Consider the following 15,353-nt stretch of genomic DNA (forward strand, 5'->3'; position numbering starts at 1 on the left):
GTATGGAAATCAAGAAACTCTCTGCAGGAGGGTCCTGCACTCTTCCTTGTTTATACTTTGGCATGAATATTGCATTTATCTTAGGTAATAGCCGAAGGAGGCTTTAAATAATTGAATGACGTCTCTTGACTGAGTATAGAAAGAAAAGGAGGAAGATGCTATGGCAAAAGCAGCGGTATCAGACAAGCAGAAGAAAGAGCGGCCGTATTATACAGATGAGCATGTGATGTTTCGTGATTCCTTGCGGAGGTTCTTGGAAAAGGAATGTCTGCCCTATTTCGAACAGTGGGAGGAAGAACGGCTTGTACCGAGAGAATTCTGGCTGATGATGGGGGAAAATGGATTTCTATGCCCTTCTGTCAGTGAAGAATATGGCGGAGCAGGCGGTGATTTTGGATTCTCTGCCATTCTGTCCGAGGAAACAGGAAGAATTGGCGGAGGTATGGCAGGACCTGGTGCCCATAGTGGTATCATGGTTCCTTATATCGAATCTTTCGGAACAGAAAAGCAAAAGAAAAAATACCTGCCTGGCTGTGTAAGCGGAGAAATCATCACAGCGATTGCGATGACGGAGCCTGGGACAGGATCGGATTTGGCTGGCATTAAGACAACTGCTGTGAAGGATGGCGATGAATATGTCATCAACGGTCAGAAAACATTCATCACCAATGGAATACATGCAGATCTTATTATAGTCGCATGTAAAACAGATGTGAACATCAAGCCTGCTCACAAAGGCATCAGCCTGCTGATTGTTGAGAAGAATATTCCGGGTTTCTCCCGTGGGCGCAAGCTTCGCAAGGTTGGAATGCATGCACAGGATACCGCAGAGCTCGTCTTCGAGAATGTCAGGGTTCCAGCGGAGAATTTGCTTGGCAATGAAGGGGATGGCTTTAAATACCTAATGGAGAATCTCCAGCAGGAACGGCTGCTTGCAGCCATTGGGGGCCAAGTGGCTGCTGAAGATATGCTGGAATTAACGCTTTCCTACGTAAAGGAGCGGGAAGCATTTGGAAGGTCAATAGCGAAATTTCAAAACACACAATTCGTTCTGGCTGAAATCGCAACAGAGGTTCAGCTCGGAAGGAACTTCCTTAATCAGTTAATTGCACGGCATATCAATGGCGATCAAATTGAAACAGAGGTTTCAATGGCCAAGTGGTGGATCACAGATATGGCGAGGAGAAATGCGCCGAAATGCATGCAGCTTCATGGTGGGTATGGATATATGGAGGAATATAAAATTGCGCGCCGATACCGTGATATTGCTGTTTCTCCAATTTTTGCAGGCACAAATGAAATAATGAAGGTGATTATTGCAAAGAGAATGGGACTATAAGGATGTGAAAGCCATGAATGAATATTCCTCACTCAGTCAGCAATTATTAATCGGCGAGGCATTAAAATGTGCGGCTCACAATGTCCCAAAGCAAGAGGCATTTGTCTTTGAAGAGAAACGGTTGACCTATGAGGAGACACTCAAAAAGGCAAGCTCTGCTGCTGGATGGATTCTATCACAGGGTATCCGTAAGGGTGATCATATTGCTTGCTTGTTCAAGAATAACCTTGAATTCATTGATGTCTATTTTGGTGCCAGCCTAAGCGGGACGGTGCTTGTGCCTGTTAATTTCCGTCTTGTGCCGAATGAGCTCATCTTTATTATCAATCAATCGGAGGCACGGATGCTCTTTATAGAGGCGGAGTATGTAGAAATGATTCATTCTATCAGCGAGCAGCTGCCAATGGTAGAGCATTATATTGTCAATGGTACAGCAAGCTTGCCGAAAGGCTGGATTTCCTACAATCAAATTGGTATGGCGGCGGAGCTTCCTGTGGACCTCAGGGATGATGACGCCCATGTTATCATCTATACCTCAGGCACGACGGGGAAGCCGAAGGGAGCTGTCCTAAGTCATAAAAACCTTTATATGAATGCACAAAATAAAATGTATCATTCCCCTTCGCCTTTGGGAACAAAGCTTCTAATTGTCCCGCCTTTATTTCATGTAGCTGGACTGGCCCATATTGCGATTACATGTTTGATGCAAGGAACGATGCATATCCAGCGTGAATATCAGCCTGTACAAATTCTTGAAACGATTGAAAGAGAAGGCATCAATTCGATGTTTCTTGTGCCTTCGATGTGGAATTTCCTGCTTCAAGTGCCCAACTTCAACGATTATGATGTCTCGTCCATGAAGGTCTGTGCAATTGGAGGTGCAATCTGCCCGCTTGAGATTAAGAAAGGAATCATGAACGCCTTCCCAAACGCTCAATTAAATGAAGCATTCGGTCAAACGGAGATGAGCCCGACGACCACTTACCTAACTGGTGAAGATACGCTTCGAAAGACTGATTCAGTCGGGAGACCGTCAATCAACGTTCGGATACGAATTGTGGATGAAGAGATGAACGATGTACCTATTGGAGAAGTCGGAGAAATTGTTTATCAGGGCCCGACAATGATGAAAGAGTATTACCGCAACCTGGAAGGAACAAAGGAAGCCTTCAGGGGCGGCTGGTTTCATAGTGGTGATTTGGTCAGGATGGATGAGGAGGGTTTCATCTATATCGTTGATCGCAAGAAGGATATGATTATTAGCGGCGCCGAAAATATTTATCCAAAAGAAATTGAGGAAGCTCTCTATCAGCATGAAGCAGTCTTAGAATCTGCCGTTATCGGAGTACCGGATGCTGATTGGGGAGAAAGCGTAAAAGCCTTTATTGTCCTGAAGCCTGGATATGAATTATCAGAGCAAAATGTAATTGACCATTGCCGGTTATGCGTCTCTTCTTATAAAAAGCCTCGGTATGTAGAATTTATTGAGACCTTGCCAAAAAATGCTTCTGGAAAGATCCTGAAGACGGCGCTTCGGCAGGGGGACTACGCAAAAGAGTAAAGGTGCTGAAACAAGCCTCTTGGATGCTAAACATAGGAGTTATTCAGAGAGGAAAAGAGGCTGGGAAAAAAGGATTTCAGTCAGTGATAGACTCGAATAATTAGACGATAAAGGAATAAATTTATCGTCAAATTATTCGGGTCTTTATTTGTGGTTTTTCATGCATGAATTGATTGTGGCTTTCTACTATTAGTGACTAGTGGACTGGAGCAAAAAGCACTCGACTCCAGCGGGAAGTAGAGGAAAGGCTGAGACCCTGCAGGCGTAAGCGACGAGGAGGCTCAAGCCTTCCTCCCCGCGGAAAGCGAGTGCATTTTGCGGAATGGAACGATCGTATATTCCCAACTGCTATTGAATTGGAAGAATAAGTGACAACCATTCGTTTCTGAGGATCATTTATTTCGTTTTTTCCCAGCCTCTATACTTTTTAACATTCAAGTAAACATTTGAATGACTAAGCCGAGCAATGATATAATATACATATAATCAAATAGATGCTTGAATGAAATGAGTGATATTTTATGAACGAGAAGGATGCGTGTGAGATATATTGTTATAGTGAGCCGAAGGTTATTCAAGTACAGCAGAAAATACAGCAAGAGAATATAGCCGGTGTAAAGCAATTGTTTAAGGCACTTGCTGATGAGAATCGGGCAAAGATTGTTTATGCACTTTGCTGTGAGGATGAATTATGTGTATGCGACCTTTCCAATATTATTGGGGCAACGGTTGCGAATACATCCCACCATTTGAGGAACCTCTATAAGCAAGGGATTGTAAAGTACCGCAAAGAGAAGAAGCTTGTCTTCTATTCGTTGGATGATGAGCATATTAAGCAAATCATGATGGTGGCGCTTGCGCATAAAAAAGAGGTGAAGGAAAATGGCAGAGCATCAACTAAATAATCCTAAAGGGAAAACATTTCGAATCGAAGGGCTAAGCTGTGCAAACTGTGCCAAGATATTTGAGGATAATGTGAAGAATATCGATGGCGTAACAGATGCTAAAATCAATTTTGGCGCATCAAAGATTTATGTAGAAGGAGCAGCCACTGTCGAGGAAATTGAAAGGGCAGGCGCATTTGAGCATCTGAAAATAAGGGATGAAAAAGAAAAACGAATTGAACGTGTACCGTTTTGGAAACAGAAAGAGAATTGGAAGGTATATGCTTCTGCCTTTATCTTACTCATAAGCCTTGTATTATCAGCTAAATATGGTGAGGGGCATATCTACCCAACAATTGGCTTTTTCATCGCGATAGCCCTTGGCGGATCCTCCTTGTTCTGGACAGGATTGAAGAATTTAAGCAAGCTAATCTTTGATATGAATACGCTGATGACAATTGCGATTATCGGGGCTGCCATTATTGGAGAGTGGAGAGAAGGAGGGATTGTTGTCATTCTCTTTGCCATCAGTGAGGCGATGGAGCGTTATTCCATGGATAAGGCGCGTCAATCTATTGAGCTTCTAATGAATCTAGCGCCGAGTGAGGCGCTAATCCGCCGTGGGAATCAGGAAATGATCCTGCCAGTTGATGATATTGAGCTTCACGATGTCATGATTGTTAAACCAGGACAGAAGGTTGCGATGGATGGAGTGGTGAAGAAGGGAAGCTCTTCTTTAAACCAGGCAGCAATAACCGGAGAAAGCATTGCCGTCCATAAGAGTGTTGGGGATGAGGTTTATGCTGGGACCTTAAATGAAGAAGGATTATTGGAAATTGAGGTTACCAAACGCGTTGAAGACACAACAATCGCGAAGATTATCCAATTAGTTGAGGATGCGCAGGCAGAAAAAGCTCCTTCACAGGCTTTTGTGGATAAATTTGCGAAGTACTATACACCAGCTATTATGGCTGCAGCTTTTCTGATTATGATTGTCCCGCCCCTCCTAATGGACGGCGAGTGGGGTGTATGGATTTACCAAGGGCTCGCTGCATTGGTAGTCGGATGCCCGTGTGCGCTTATTGTTTCTACTCCGGTCGCTGTCGTGACAGCAATTGGCAATGCGGCAAGAAACGGCGTGCTCATTAAGGGTGGCATTCATTTAGAGGAAGCAGGGCATTTAAAGGTGATTGCGTTTGACAAGACAGGTACACTTACAGAAGGCAAGCCGGCAGTTACAGATATTATTGCTTATGATAGTGATGAAGAACAAGCTCTTTCTATCGCGGCTGCAATCGAAAAAGGCTCTGCGCATCCCTTAGCTGCCGCAATTGTCGAAAAAGCAAAAGCGTTAAATCTGGATATCGATATTCATAAGACAGATGATGTGCAATCCATTACAGGCAAGGGGATTTCTGCTGTCATTAACGGAAACCGTTATTACGTCGGCAGTCCTGGTCTCTTTAAGGAAAAGATGTCCGTTTTCCTTTCAGATGAAGTAAACAGTCAAATCAGCGGACTGCAAGCTGAAGGCAAGACAGTCATGATCTTGGCATCCGATGATGCAGTTATGCTGTTAATCGCCGTTTCTGACCGTGTAAGGGAATCGGCAGGATTGGCCATTGATAGGCTGCATCGAGCCGGTATTGAAAAAACGGTCATGCTGACTGGTGATAATACACGTACGGCGGAGGCTGTTGCTAAACAAGTTGGTGTAACAGATGTCCGTGCTGAATTGCTTCCGGAAGAAAAATTAAACTTTATCAAGGACCTGCGAAAGGATTATGAACATGTGGCCATGATTGGCGATGGTGTTAATGATGCCCCCGCCTTAGCTGCCGCAAGTGTCGGTGTTGCCATGGGGGGAGCTGGAACAGATACAGCACTTGAAACTGCGGACATTGCCTTAATGGCAGATGATCTTGATAAGCTTCCTTACACGATCAAGCTGAGCCGGAAAGCACTCAAAATTATTAAACAGAATATCACCTTCTCACTTGCTATAAAGGCATTGGCGCTAGTTCTTGTCATACCAGGCTGGCTTACCCTTTGGATTGCCATTTTTGCCGATATGGGTGCGACTTTGATTGTAACGCTTAATAGCATGCGATTATTACGGGTGAAAGTGAAATGAAGCGGGTTTTTCCACTGCTTCATTTTTTTTACTTATGGGAAGGAATATTTGAGTAAAGGAGAGAATTATTATAGTAGAACAGAGAATAAGGGGATGAATAAGCATGAACGAAAAACTAAACAGAGTAGGTACAATCTATATTCCTGTAACAGATCCAGACCGTTCGCAGAAGTGGTATGTTAATCACCTTGGGGCTGAATTAAAGTATCTTGATAAAGAAAAAGCCATTGTAAATCTGGCAGGATTAAGTTTCTTCCTGTTGAAGGCAAGTGCTGGACAAAGCGTAAATTTCACTGATATTAATGGGGAAAAGCGTTTTATCCTCACCTTTGAAGTTGATGGGGAGAGAGCGCTTACGGATCTTCGGGAGGATTTCATCCGACGGAAAATGCCTGTCGGTGAGATTGAGGACAGGGGACATGCTGGCAGAAATTTTGTTTTTGCTGATCTGGACGGTAATCTTTTCGACGTGTGGAGTGAGTTAAGCCCAGCCTATAGAAAAACACCATTATTGAGTAACGAATGAATACTTTAATCGGGACGCGGGCGATCTGCGTCCCTTTTTGTGCGACAGAATGGAATGCTTTAGCCAGCTATATATTAAGGACCGAGTTCATAATCTAGAATGTATAGTTTATGGCTGATAGGCGACATTAAACATAACTTAAGGGGGCCTTATGCCCTGATATTCATATGCTCACATAGAGAGGGAGGCAATCGAGAATGGTCGAATTAATTGGAATCCTTGCAGGAATATTGGTGCTGCTCTCGTTTGTATTAACAGGCGAACGGAAGATTCGGATGGTCAATATTTTTGGAGCGGTTTTGTTTGTTATTTACGGGATGTCGATTGATGCCTTGAGTATATGGCTGTTGAATGGGATTTTAGTGTTTGTGCAGCTATACTATTTAGTGAAGATGAAACCAACGCCGGATGGTGAATATATCTCGTGAGATGACAGGCAGATGGGCTCTTTTAGATGGGGCTAATCTGTCTGTCTTTGTTTCCTGCCAATTTTTATTAGGCTGTATCCATTCCTTTTCCTTGTACAATAAGATAAACACTATGTTGAAATGAGGATATAGATTTTATGGAACGAATGAAGGAGATAAAGGGGCGGATATTCAGCATACGGGAACAGATGAAGGCAAGCAGCCCTATGGATGCAGCTTATATCAGATTGAACCAAGAGCTCGCTAAATGGGAGAAATCCTATCCTGAGTTTATTCTTGATGATTCACCAGCCGAAAAGGACATGAGGCGATTTACCGGAGAGATGATTTATTCTGAGAATAACCCCCCTTTTTTAATCCAAGAACAAGAGGTGCTCTTGAATGAGTTAACGTCTATAAACGAGCCGGTCATAATGCAGCTGCTGCCAAAAGGAATAGAGGCAGAACTGCATTATGAACAGGGATGTTTTCAATATGCTTGTATGGCTGATGAATTGATGGGAGTGAAGGAGATTACTTCCCAACTCGCATTAAGCTTTGATGTGCCGCGTTTTATTGCCTTTGAAGAGCCGTTGTCGGTGAAGGGCTGTTTATTTTTTACGGCATCTTTTCAAGAGAAACATCCAGAGGCCGATTTGCTAAATGATGAGAGCAATCGAGAGATACGGCAGAATAGAAGGCTCATGGTGAAATGGGGCCATTCTGCCTGTGTGGAGCTGCCGTTTCTTAGGAAGCTTGGTTTTCTTGTTCCATACCATCGTGTATATACTGTTGATACCTTTCAGGAGATTATCCCTGAGTGTGAGGCATTGTTAGCTTATGATACAGGCTACGAGATAGAAGGAGTGCTTCTTCAGACTGGAGGAAAGGAACTTCTATACAATCCTTTTCTTGGCAAAAGCCGATTAGATGGCAAAACGGTTGTCATTACAGGCGTATTGTCTAAGAGAAGATATGATTTCAGAAAGGATATAGAAGCTTTGGGAGGAACTTTGGCCGGCACAGTGACAAAGACGGTTGATTTTTTGTTAATGGGTAAGAATGGAGTTGGAACGACAAAATATCAGAAAGCGATAAAGCTGGGTATTCCCATTATGACGGAAGAACAATTCAAGGAGACTTTTTGTGTGGAGTAGGAGTCTTTGATCGGCTAGCCGATTAAAGACTCCTATTTTAAATGATGCGGTATTTTGGTCTTTCCAGGCGGAAAAGCAGGCAGCGCAGCTCGTGATAAAGCGGGATGGCGGCCAATGATAAAGGCAACCAAAGAAAGGCATATCGTAAACAGATTTGCCCGAATAGATTGTAAGGAAGGTGGCTGTAATCCCAAATCCCCCATTGAAGCCATACATTCAGAATGAGGCCTGTGATGAGCTCTAGCAGTGTAATCATCAGGCAGCCTGCGATAGCTTGGCCGAGTAGAGGGAGCCGTAAGATGTGCATGCTTCCGACAATGATGAAGCAAATGCCGCCTAGTACCCCCATAGACCAATGTGAGTATCCCCTCCAAAGCCATTCGATGCCCATATAAGCACTGCCGCCGATGATCATGAATAGTATGCTTTGAAACAGTTTATTGATCATCACGTGCTTCTTCCGGTGTGTCGAGCCTTGTGGCTCCTTTTTTATTTAATGCTTGATCACGGTCAGATTCTACTCTTTTCGAAGACCGCAGTTTTTTCTCTTGTCTGTCTTTGCCCATTGTTCTCACCTCTTTTGTTTGTAGGGTAACCTTGTTATGTCCTTTTCATGAAAAAAAGCTGGCGGGAAATTCCCGCCAGCTTAATAAATAGATATTAGTTGAACAAACCTACAAGTGTTGCAGACAAGATGGAAGCCATTGTCGCAACTAATAACATTTTCAATCCGAAAGAGCTAACTTCTTTTGCTTTGAAACCGTTGACGGCTTGTACAGCGCCAGCGACGATTCCAATTGAGCTGAAGTTTGCGAAGGACATTAAGAATGTGGATAAGATACTTACTGTTTTATCAGAAAGTTCCCCCATAATTGGTTGGAAGTCAAGGATTGCAACAAACTCATTCGAGATTAATTTTGTACCCATAATTGACCCTGCTTGAAGCATCTCATCCGCTGGAACACCCATTAAGAAGGCGATTGGAGAGAAGATGTATCCTACAATTGTTGTAAGGTCGATGCCAATAAGTCCGTCAAAAATGCCATTTAATAAGGCAAGCAAACTTAAATACCCAATCAGCATTGCACTTACGACAAGGACAACTCGACCTCCATCAAGGGCGCCCATACCGATGGCATCAAAGATGTTTTTAGAATGAATCATGTCTTCAATAACAATTTCGTTCTCTTCTTTTGAAACGATTACTGGAGCGATGATAGATGAAAGAATCAAAGCACTGAACACGTTTAGAACTACGGCAATCAATACATACTTAGCTGGAAGCATTGTCATATATGAAGCGATAAGCGCAGCCGATACACTTGCCATAGCAGATGTTGAAACGATAAACAAACGATTTTTATTTAAGTTGTTAATGGATGATTTAATAGCAAGGATAGACTCTGATTGACCAAAGAACATGGAATTGACTGCATTGAAACTCTCGATTTGGGGTAACCCAGTTACTTTAGAAATGAGACCCCCAATGTATTTAATTAAATATGGAAGTACTTTCAAGTGAGTTAACAAGGATAATAATGCAGATGTAAAAATAACTGGCAGCAAGACATTCACGAAGAAAGGTGAACCACCTTCAGGAATCCAGCCTCCAATAACAAAGTCAACGCCTTCAGTGGCATATCCTAATAATTTATTGAAGCCGGATGAAATGACATCAATTACCTTTAAGCCTCCTGATGTACCTAGAAGCAACCAAGTAAACACAGCTTGAATAACGAACATAACACCGACAGCCTTGACATTAACGTTCTTTTTATCATTTGACATTAGGTATGCAGTACCTAATAAAAGAATTATGCCAATTAATGATATAATTACACTCACGGTTGTATCTTTCCTCTCATTTTCTTTATTTTATTTGAAGCCATTTAAGTCCATGTTTGATGGCCCTTATGAATAATAATGGCAAACCCCGATGGTGAACAAGGACATATGTCCTATATGGAGCTATTTATAAAAAGTAAAATTAACATGAAAAGTCACACAATTTTTTTGGCAATAGTTGTCCGTTTACCCTTCGAGGGTATTCCCTTTATACTGACTATAATTAGTGAAGCAGGAATAGGTGAATAGACAGCATGAATGCAGCAGAAATAGAGATTTCGTCATACTTGGAGAAATTTGGATTAGAAAAGATATTTTCAGGTTTGAATGAGGATGATTTCGAGCAGGTTTATATCCCTAAAGGAGATATCCTATGTTTGAAGGGCGAGGAAATGAAATATATGTATCTGATTGTCGAGGGGAAAGTGAAGATTTATGCCGCGACTTCAGATGACAAGAGATTGATTCTCCGCTTTCAAAAGGCTTTGGAAATTATCGGAGATATCGAATATGTGCATAATCCAATTGTTCATCATACGGTGGAAGCGGTCACTGATTGCAAAGCTCTGAAGGTATCCTATGAGACAATCAGAAGAAAGATTGGGGATGACCCCGCATTTCTTCATTTCATGCTTAAGGCAGTTACAAGGAAATTCAGTGATAAAACGAATGCTGTAACCTTTAATCTTCTATATCCAGTGGAGGTCAGAGTAGCTAGTTATTTATTGTCCATCACCAATCCGTATGAAGATAAGTCCTTTTTTCATGACATTACTCATGGATCCAGTCTGACAGATATTGCTGATATGATTGGTACGAGCTATCGTCATTTGAACAGGGTACTCAAGAAATTATGTATGGACGGTGTTATTGACCGGACCGGCGGAAAATTATTCGTGAAAGACATGGATGCTTTGGCAAGAATTGCTGAACATAATATATATGAATAAGTGGAAAGCTCTCCTAGCATAGGAGGGCTTTTTTTGTATGCTGTTTTTTATGATGAATAGCTTAATCAATCCGTTCCATACTAAATGACAAAGGAGCCTTGATATGACATTGAAATATGAGTTGAGCATTTGTCTGGCCAAATTAAAGGCAATTGAGACAGGGCTGCAGAAGGAAGCAGAGCGTGCCGACAATGCCGAAGACGCGAGGACCTATCGGGATGCCATGCGGATGATTAGTGATATTCGTGAAGATACGAAAAAAAGACTGGAGACGCTTGGGTGACCCAATGCGTCTCATAAGGATGTGAGAAGATGCCGGATTGGATTCATGTAGTATTAAGATCAATTCTCTTTATGATTATTCTGTTTATTATTACAAAGATACTGGGCAAAAAGCAGATTGCTCAATTATCGATGTTTGAATATGTGACAGGGATTACAATCGGAAATATAGGCGCTGAGCTCGTTATTAACTTAAGTGAAAAATTTTATCTGGGGGTTATCGCTATGCTGGCTACTGCCTCTATTCCCTATGCCTCCAGCTTCATTACGATGAAAAGCAAATCCATGCGCAATTTCCTTGACGGGAGAGGGACTGCCTTTATCGAAAAAGGCAAGGTACTTGAGGAAAACTTGAGAAAAGAGAAAGTAACCATTGATGAATTCCTCGAAATGATGAGAAAGGAAGGTGTCTTCGACCTTTCTGAGGTTGAGTATGCCGTTCTTGAAGCAAATGGATCTTTAAGTGTCTTGCTTAAAAAAGAAAATCGTCCGTTGACACCGAAGGACATTCAGTTATATGTAACGAACGAGGGGAAGTCTCACACGGTGATCATGGATGGCGTTATTTTGGATGAATCATTAGAGCGTGCGGGGAAAAGCAAGGCATGGCTAAAGAAGCAGCTAAAGGCTCAAGGTGTATCAGATGAAGATGTATTTATTGGACAGGTGAATGCATCTGGTGAGTTTAAGGCTGATTTATATGATGATTCCCAAAAGGGACATTCAGAGGATAAGCAAGTATTATTAGCTGCCATGCATAAATGCCGGAATGATTTTGAGTGGTTCTCCCTTTCTGAAAAAGAGGATGAGGTAAAGAAGGCATACAGGAAAAATGCTGAAAAGCTGGAACAGGTAATTGATAAGGTAAGTAATCTATTGCAAAAATAAAAGGTTTAAAAAGGATTGTCGAAGGGGTATTGGTAAAAATGGGATTATTATGAGTATAAAAGGTATGGAATAATCATATTGGGAAATATATACGTGCCTAATTATGTAGGACACCATGTTAAACTGTTATATGCATTGAGATGGAGATTTCCTCGTATATGACAATACTTCCTCGCAAGGCGGGAAAGAAATGGTGATGAATGAACAGACTTAAGATCGATAAATATATCAATTGGAAGGTCCTTTTTCTTGCCATAGCTGTTATCCTCTTTGTCAGCTTTTTTGATTCCATCACTAAAAGTCTCCTCTTTAAAGCCGTTAAGGCTGGTGACATTCAATATATTCGCGCCTCATTGGCAGATTCATGGCTTTATGCATACAGCTTGATGCTTGTCATAATGGTCATTCAGAATTCTTTTACGGTGATTCCGCTGATTTTGGTGATTACCATAAATATTGCTCTTTTTGGTTTTTTGAACGGCTTTTTATGGAGCTGGTTCACAAGTGTGATTGCCGCTGTTATTATCTTTTTGGCCGTTCGTTATTTATTCAGTGACTTTGTTTCAAAGAGAATCAGTGCCAAGCAGCTGAGAAGAATGGAAGAGAGGGGCTTTATGTTTGTCTTTTCAGCGAGGGTGCTTCCTTTTATTCCTACCAGTCTCATTAATATCCTGGGCGGCTTAAGCACTATTGGGCTTAAGGGTTTTACTATTGGAACCGCATTGGGCAATTTTATTTATTTCTTTTTGCTTGCCTTAGTGCCAGCAGGATTAATGTCCAGTGGGATAAATGATTTTATGTTCTATGGATTGGCAGCTGCTGTACTTGCCTTCTTGATTTGGCTGAGAAGATTCAATGGAAGAAAGAAAATAAAGATGACAATGAAATCTGTATGGTTTAACAGGTGACAAGGAATGAATAATAGGCTGGGAGACAGAAATTTTGTTTTCCAGCCTATTTCTTTATGCGTTATAAATAGCAATGGCAGCAAGCATTAAGCCAATGGCTGCGAGCTTTTGCATGCTGATGGGCGCTGCGGCAGCTCCAAACAGCCCATAATGATTAATGACTGCTCCAATGATAATCTGGCCGGTAATAGCGATAAGGAGTGTTAAGGAGACCCCGATTCTTGGCACACAGAGAGTAATGGCCGCCACAAAGAAGGCTCCGAATAATCCCCCGGTTAATTGCCATTTTGGCACCGTTGTGATTGGTGGAAAACCGCCTTTTCCGAACAGGAGGACAAGAATAATTAAGACAATGGTTCCGGCGGTAAAGGAGATGAGAGATGCCTCTAAAGGACCAATTCTTTTTCCGAGCTCGCCATTGATTTGGCTCTGCATGGCAACGCCGCTGCCGGCTAAAAGGGCTAATAAGGATAATAAATATTTCATCATTATAAACTCCAATCATTATCGTGCATATAGTTTATATAGATAAAGCAAGGTGCCTATGAATGAAGCATTCAAAGTTATGTAAAAACCGGCATGAGCGCTGAGAAAGCTATTGATGAGACTGATCGATGTTACTCCCGGCAGAATCGGCCATGTGAGAAAAACATAGATGCAAAACAGGGGTGTAAGTATTAAGCATAAGGTAAGTAATCCTCGCAGCTTTGACATATATAAAAGAATGATAGAGCCAAAAAGGGAAAATCCAAGCAGCGGAAAGCTCTGCAACGTTTGCCATCCATTCACATGGCTTATATCCATATCTGTATAAAACCATGGGAGAAAAAGGCTGGCTGTACTGAGGACCAGACAGATGAAGATGATTCTTTGGATGTGGGTTGTTTTCATATATAAGCTCCTTCAACAATCAGGTTATCATCTATTATATTTTAATCATTCTTGTTTCAAAAGGGATGAAATAACTAGTCATCTTCTCCGAGAGCATTGAAATAGAAATCACCTACTAAATAGAGATGGGGCGTAGGTGTACATGCAAAATGCGAATGGTCTTTACTTCTCAATAACAAGAAGCACAACTCATTTACCCGAGCCGTGCTTTTTCGTTTATTGACTGATTCACCTTAGTTCGTTCATCAAGGGCAGGGAGGATTCGCGCAAATATGAGGACGCCCAGGAACCCGATAATCGCGATAAAGATAGTCGTGCCAAGTTTAGGCAGATAAGCACTTATGGTAATTGTAATTGAGCAAATGAGATTGCCGATATTATACGTTAACCCATTGACGGCCAAATAGGAGCTGCGCGCATGCTCTGGCGGTAGATTAGCGAGATAATTTTGCTGAACTGGCACCCGCAGGACTTCGCCAATCGTTGCAAACAGCATCGCTGCGAATAATAGCCAAAGATTATTCGTATAGGAAATAATCGTATAGCCTGCTACGAATACTAGGCAGCTAGTCAGTAATACGGTCCGGTCATTTAAATTGGCAATCATTCTGGTGGCAAATAAGGCTAGGAAAACAACGAGAATTGTGTTTTCTGTGCGGAGAAAACCGGTCATTTCAATTCCGCTGAATTCAAATCCGAACAAGCTTTGTAGAGGAAAATCATCTGCAAGACGAACTCCGATATAGTTCGTCAGCTGAAATTCCATGGATAATACGAGAACGCCTGCCAGTACGAAGAGGACAAATACCCTGTCGCTGAACACCTCTTTATAATTGCTGATAAGCTTTCGTGCATGGTCTGCCGGTCTTACTTCTTTTGTTGAGGCAGGGATGTAGGATTCATGAATGACAAAGGTGATAAGGAACCAGGTTATAAGTGTCGTAACCGATAATGCGAGCAATAGCTCAAATAAGTGCTCTTTAAACAAGAAGCCGCCAGCAATACCGCCGATGGCGATGGATAGATTATTAGCCCAGTAGATAATGGTATAGATTGTCTTTCGTTCTTCAGGTTTGCTCACATCAATAAGCATCGCTTGATTAGCTGGACCGGCAAGACCCCAGCAAACACTATTGACTGTCATCATGAAAAAGGTGATAAGGGGTGCGGTAAGCCATGGTGAGTTGCAAATCATCATGGTTGAAAAGGCAAGAAAGCGCATGGATTCCGCAACCACAATAATCTTTTTGCGCCCAAACGTGTCTGAAAAATAACCGCCAAAGAAATTGATGGCAATCCCGACAAATACATTGATCAATAATAAGAGGCCAGCTGTTTTCAACCCGAAATGAAAGGATAAATAAATGGCCATGAAAGGAAAGACCATACTCCCAACTGCCGAGCTTAAGAAAGTTTCAATAATTCGTATTTTAATGGTTCGGTGAAACTGAAAGAAGTTCATCTTATTCTCCCTCTCTATGTTCTATCTTCCATCTTAGTATTATTTTCCACCCGTGGGAAGATGGTAATTGATGAACTCATTATATTTCTTTTCGTCATGAGGGGAATCAGAAAAAGGAC

Annotated in this window: 16 protein-coding genes; 11 read left to right on the forward strand and 5 right to left on the reverse strand. The window is 42.0% G+C overall.

Going from position 1 to position 15,353, the window contains the following annotated elements; translation table 11 throughout:
- Positions 1–160 precede the first annotated feature (160 nt).
- The 7 genes from ACY8DX_RS04410 (at position 161) to ACY8DX_RS04440 (ending at position 8,008) form a co-directional block, all read left to right on the forward strand.
- The gene (locus ACY8DX_RS04410) at positions 161–1,339 is read left to right on the forward strand and encodes an acyl-CoA dehydrogenase family protein (protein ID WP_049671964.1); all 1,179 of its coding nucleotides are present in this window, start codon (positions 161–163) and stop codon (positions 1,337–1,339) included.
- Positions 1,317–2,900, forward strand: a complete 1,584-nt coding sequence (locus ACY8DX_RS04415; RefSeq protein ID WP_462406266.1) for a class I adenylate-forming enzyme family protein — start codon at positions 1,317–1,319, stop codon at positions 2,898–2,900. Before ACY8DX_RS04410 ends, ACY8DX_RS04415 begins: the two co-directional genes overlap by 23 nt.
- 521 nt (positions 2,901–3,421) lie before the next feature.
- Positions 3,422–3,805: an ArsR/SmtB family transcription factor gene (locus tag ACY8DX_RS04420; protein ID WP_049671963.1), complete on the forward strand. Its 384-nt coding sequence runs from the start codon at positions 3,422–3,424 to the stop codon at positions 3,803–3,805.
- Positions 3,783–5,918 carry a heavy metal translocating P-type ATPase gene (locus ACY8DX_RS04425; RefSeq protein ID WP_049671962.1) on the forward strand — a complete coding sequence of 712 codons (2,136 nt, stop codon included), beginning with the start codon at positions 3,783–3,785 and terminating at the stop codon, positions 5,916–5,918. The genes ACY8DX_RS04420 and ACY8DX_RS04425 overlap by 23 nt, the downstream gene beginning before the upstream one ends.
- Before the next feature lie 103 nt (positions 5,919–6,021).
- The gene (locus ACY8DX_RS04430; protein ID WP_049671961.1) at positions 6,022–6,444 is read left to right on the forward strand and encodes a VOC family protein; all 423 of its coding nucleotides are present in this window, start codon (positions 6,022–6,024) and stop codon (positions 6,442–6,444) included.
- A 197-nt stretch (positions 6,445–6,641) separates the two neighbouring features.
- A complete protein-coding gene (locus ACY8DX_RS04435) occupies positions 6,642–6,872 on the forward strand; it encodes a hypothetical protein (RefSeq protein ID WP_049671960.1) in 231 nt (76 codons plus the stop codon).
- Between the two features lie 137 nt (positions 6,873–7,009).
- Positions 7,010–8,008, forward strand: a complete 999-nt coding sequence (locus ACY8DX_RS04440; protein WP_049671959.1) for a BRCT domain-containing protein — start codon at positions 7,010–7,012, stop codon at positions 8,006–8,008.
- Between the two features lie 37 nt (positions 8,009–8,045).
- Here ACY8DX_RS04440 and ACY8DX_RS04445 read toward each other — a convergent pair whose 3' ends face one another.
- The 3 genes from ACY8DX_RS04445 to ACY8DX_RS04455 all read right to left on the reverse strand — a co-directional run bounded on the left by ACY8DX_RS04445 (position 8,046) and on the right by ACY8DX_RS04455 (position 9,796).
- On the reverse strand, positions 8,046–8,456 hold the full coding sequence (locus tag ACY8DX_RS04445; protein ID WP_082197177.1) for a putative ABC transporter permease: 411 nt from the start codon (positions 8,454–8,456) through the stop codon (positions 8,046–8,048).
- Positions 8,446–8,574: a YpzI family protein gene (locus ACY8DX_RS04450; RefSeq protein ID WP_439802475.1), complete on the reverse strand. Its 129-nt coding sequence runs from the start codon at positions 8,572–8,574 to the stop codon at positions 8,446–8,448. Before ACY8DX_RS04450 ends, ACY8DX_RS04445 begins: the two co-directional genes overlap by 11 nt.
- 94 nt (positions 8,575–8,668) lie before the next feature.
- Positions 8,669–9,796 (reverse strand): NupC/NupG family nucleoside CNT transporter, encoded by a 1,128-nt coding sequence (locus tag ACY8DX_RS04455; protein WP_231589544.1) that lies wholly within the window; start codon positions 9,794–9,796, stop codon positions 8,669–8,671.
- 311 nt (positions 9,797–10,107) lie between these two features.
- Here ACY8DX_RS04455 and ACY8DX_RS04460 point away from each other — a divergent pair, with 311 nt between their 5' ends.
- From ACY8DX_RS04460 to ACY8DX_RS04475, 4 genes are all read left to right on the forward strand, one after another.
- Entirely contained in the window at positions 10,108–10,803 is a 696-nt protein-coding gene (locus tag ACY8DX_RS04460; RefSeq protein WP_049671957.1) for a Crp/Fnr family transcriptional regulator, read from the forward strand.
- Between the two features lie 103 nt (positions 10,804–10,906).
- Positions 10,907–11,086, forward strand: a complete 180-nt coding sequence (locus ACY8DX_RS04465; RefSeq protein WP_049671956.1) for a hypothetical protein — start codon at positions 10,907–10,909, stop codon at positions 11,084–11,086.
- Positions 11,087–11,115: 29 nt separating this feature from the next.
- Complete coding sequence (locus ACY8DX_RS04470; RefSeq protein WP_462406267.1) at positions 11,116–11,973, forward strand: DUF421 domain-containing protein; 858 nt, start codon at positions 11,116–11,118, stop codon at positions 11,971–11,973.
- Positions 11,974–12,173: 200 nt separating this feature from the next.
- Positions 12,174–12,881 carry a TVP38/TMEM64 family protein gene (locus ACY8DX_RS04475; protein ID WP_462406268.1) on the forward strand — a complete coding sequence of 236 codons (708 nt, stop codon included), beginning with the start codon at positions 12,174–12,176 and terminating at the stop codon, positions 12,879–12,881.
- Positions 12,882–12,935: 54 nt separating this feature from the next.
- On the opposite strand, the gene ACY8DX_RS04480 is transcribed toward ACY8DX_RS04475, so the two are convergent.
- Complete coding sequence (locus ACY8DX_RS04480; RefSeq protein ID WP_231589543.1) at positions 12,936–13,370, reverse strand: DMT family transporter; 435 nt, start codon at positions 13,368–13,370, stop codon at positions 12,936–12,938.
- A 595-nt stretch (positions 13,371–13,965) separates the two neighbouring features.
- Positions 13,966–15,234, reverse strand: coding sequence for an MDR family MFS transporter (locus tag ACY8DX_RS04485; RefSeq protein ID WP_049671951.1), 1,269 nt, complete (start codon positions 15,232–15,234; stop codon positions 13,966–13,968).
- Between the last annotated feature and the right edge of the window lie 119 nt (positions 15,235–15,353).

This window comes from Gracilibacillus sp. Marseille-QA3620, assembly GCF_054950035.1.

What these genes read in the sequence shown, in the direction of transcription:
- ACY8DX_RS04420 (WP_049671963.1), top strand. Translation starts at nt 3,422, where the DNA reads ATGAACGAGAAGGATGCGTGTGAGATATATTGTTATAGTGAGCCGAAG.
- ACY8DX_RS04455 (WP_231589544.1), bottom strand. Translation starts at nt 9,796, where the DNA reads ATGTCAAATGATAAAAAGAACGTTAATGTCAAGGCTGTCGGTGTTATG.
- ACY8DX_RS04460 (WP_049671957.1), top strand. Translation starts at nt 10,108, where the DNA reads ATGAATGCAGCAGAAATAGAGATTTCGTCATACTTGGAGAAATTTGGA.
- ACY8DX_RS04480 (WP_231589543.1), bottom strand. Translation starts at nt 13,370, where the DNA reads ATGATGAAATATTTATTATCCTTATTAGCCCTTTTAGCCGGCAGCGGC.
- ACY8DX_RS04440 (WP_049671959.1), top strand. Translation starts at nt 7,010, where the DNA reads ATGGAACGAATGAAGGAGATAAAGGGGCGGATATTCAGCATACGGGAA.
- ACY8DX_RS04475 (WP_462406268.1), top strand. Translation starts at nt 12,174, where the DNA reads ATGAACAGACTTAAGATCGATAAATATATCAATTGGAAGGTCCTTTTT.
- ACY8DX_RS04485 (WP_049671951.1), bottom strand. Translation starts at nt 15,234, where the DNA reads ATGAACTTCTTTCAGTTTCACCGAACCATTAAAATACGAATTATTGAA.
- ACY8DX_RS04450 (WP_439802475.1), bottom strand. Translation starts at nt 8,574, where the DNA reads ATGGGCAAAGACAGACAAGAGAAAAAACTGCGGTCTTCGAAAAGAGTA.
- ACY8DX_RS04430 (WP_049671961.1), top strand. Translation starts at nt 6,022, where the DNA reads ATGAACGAAAAACTAAACAGAGTAGGTACAATCTATATTCCTGTAACA.
- ACY8DX_RS04465 (WP_049671956.1), top strand. Translation starts at nt 10,907, where the DNA reads ATGACATTGAAATATGAGTTGAGCATTTGTCTGGCCAAATTAAAGGCA.
- ACY8DX_RS04435 (WP_049671960.1), top strand. Translation starts at nt 6,642, where the DNA reads ATGGTCGAATTAATTGGAATCCTTGCAGGAATATTGGTGCTGCTCTCG.
- ACY8DX_RS04410 (WP_049671964.1), top strand. Translation starts at nt 161, where the DNA reads ATGGCAAAAGCAGCGGTATCAGACAAGCAGAAGAAAGAGCGGCCGTAT.
- ACY8DX_RS04445 (WP_082197177.1), bottom strand. Translation starts at nt 8,456, where the DNA reads ATGATCAATAAACTGTTTCAAAGCATACTATTCATGATCATCGGCGGC.
- ACY8DX_RS04470 (WP_462406267.1), top strand. Translation starts at nt 11,116, where the DNA reads ATGCCGGATTGGATTCATGTAGTATTAAGATCAATTCTCTTTATGATT.
- ACY8DX_RS04425 (WP_049671962.1), top strand. Translation starts at nt 3,783, where the DNA reads ATGGCAGAGCATCAACTAAATAATCCTAAAGGGAAAACATTTCGAATC.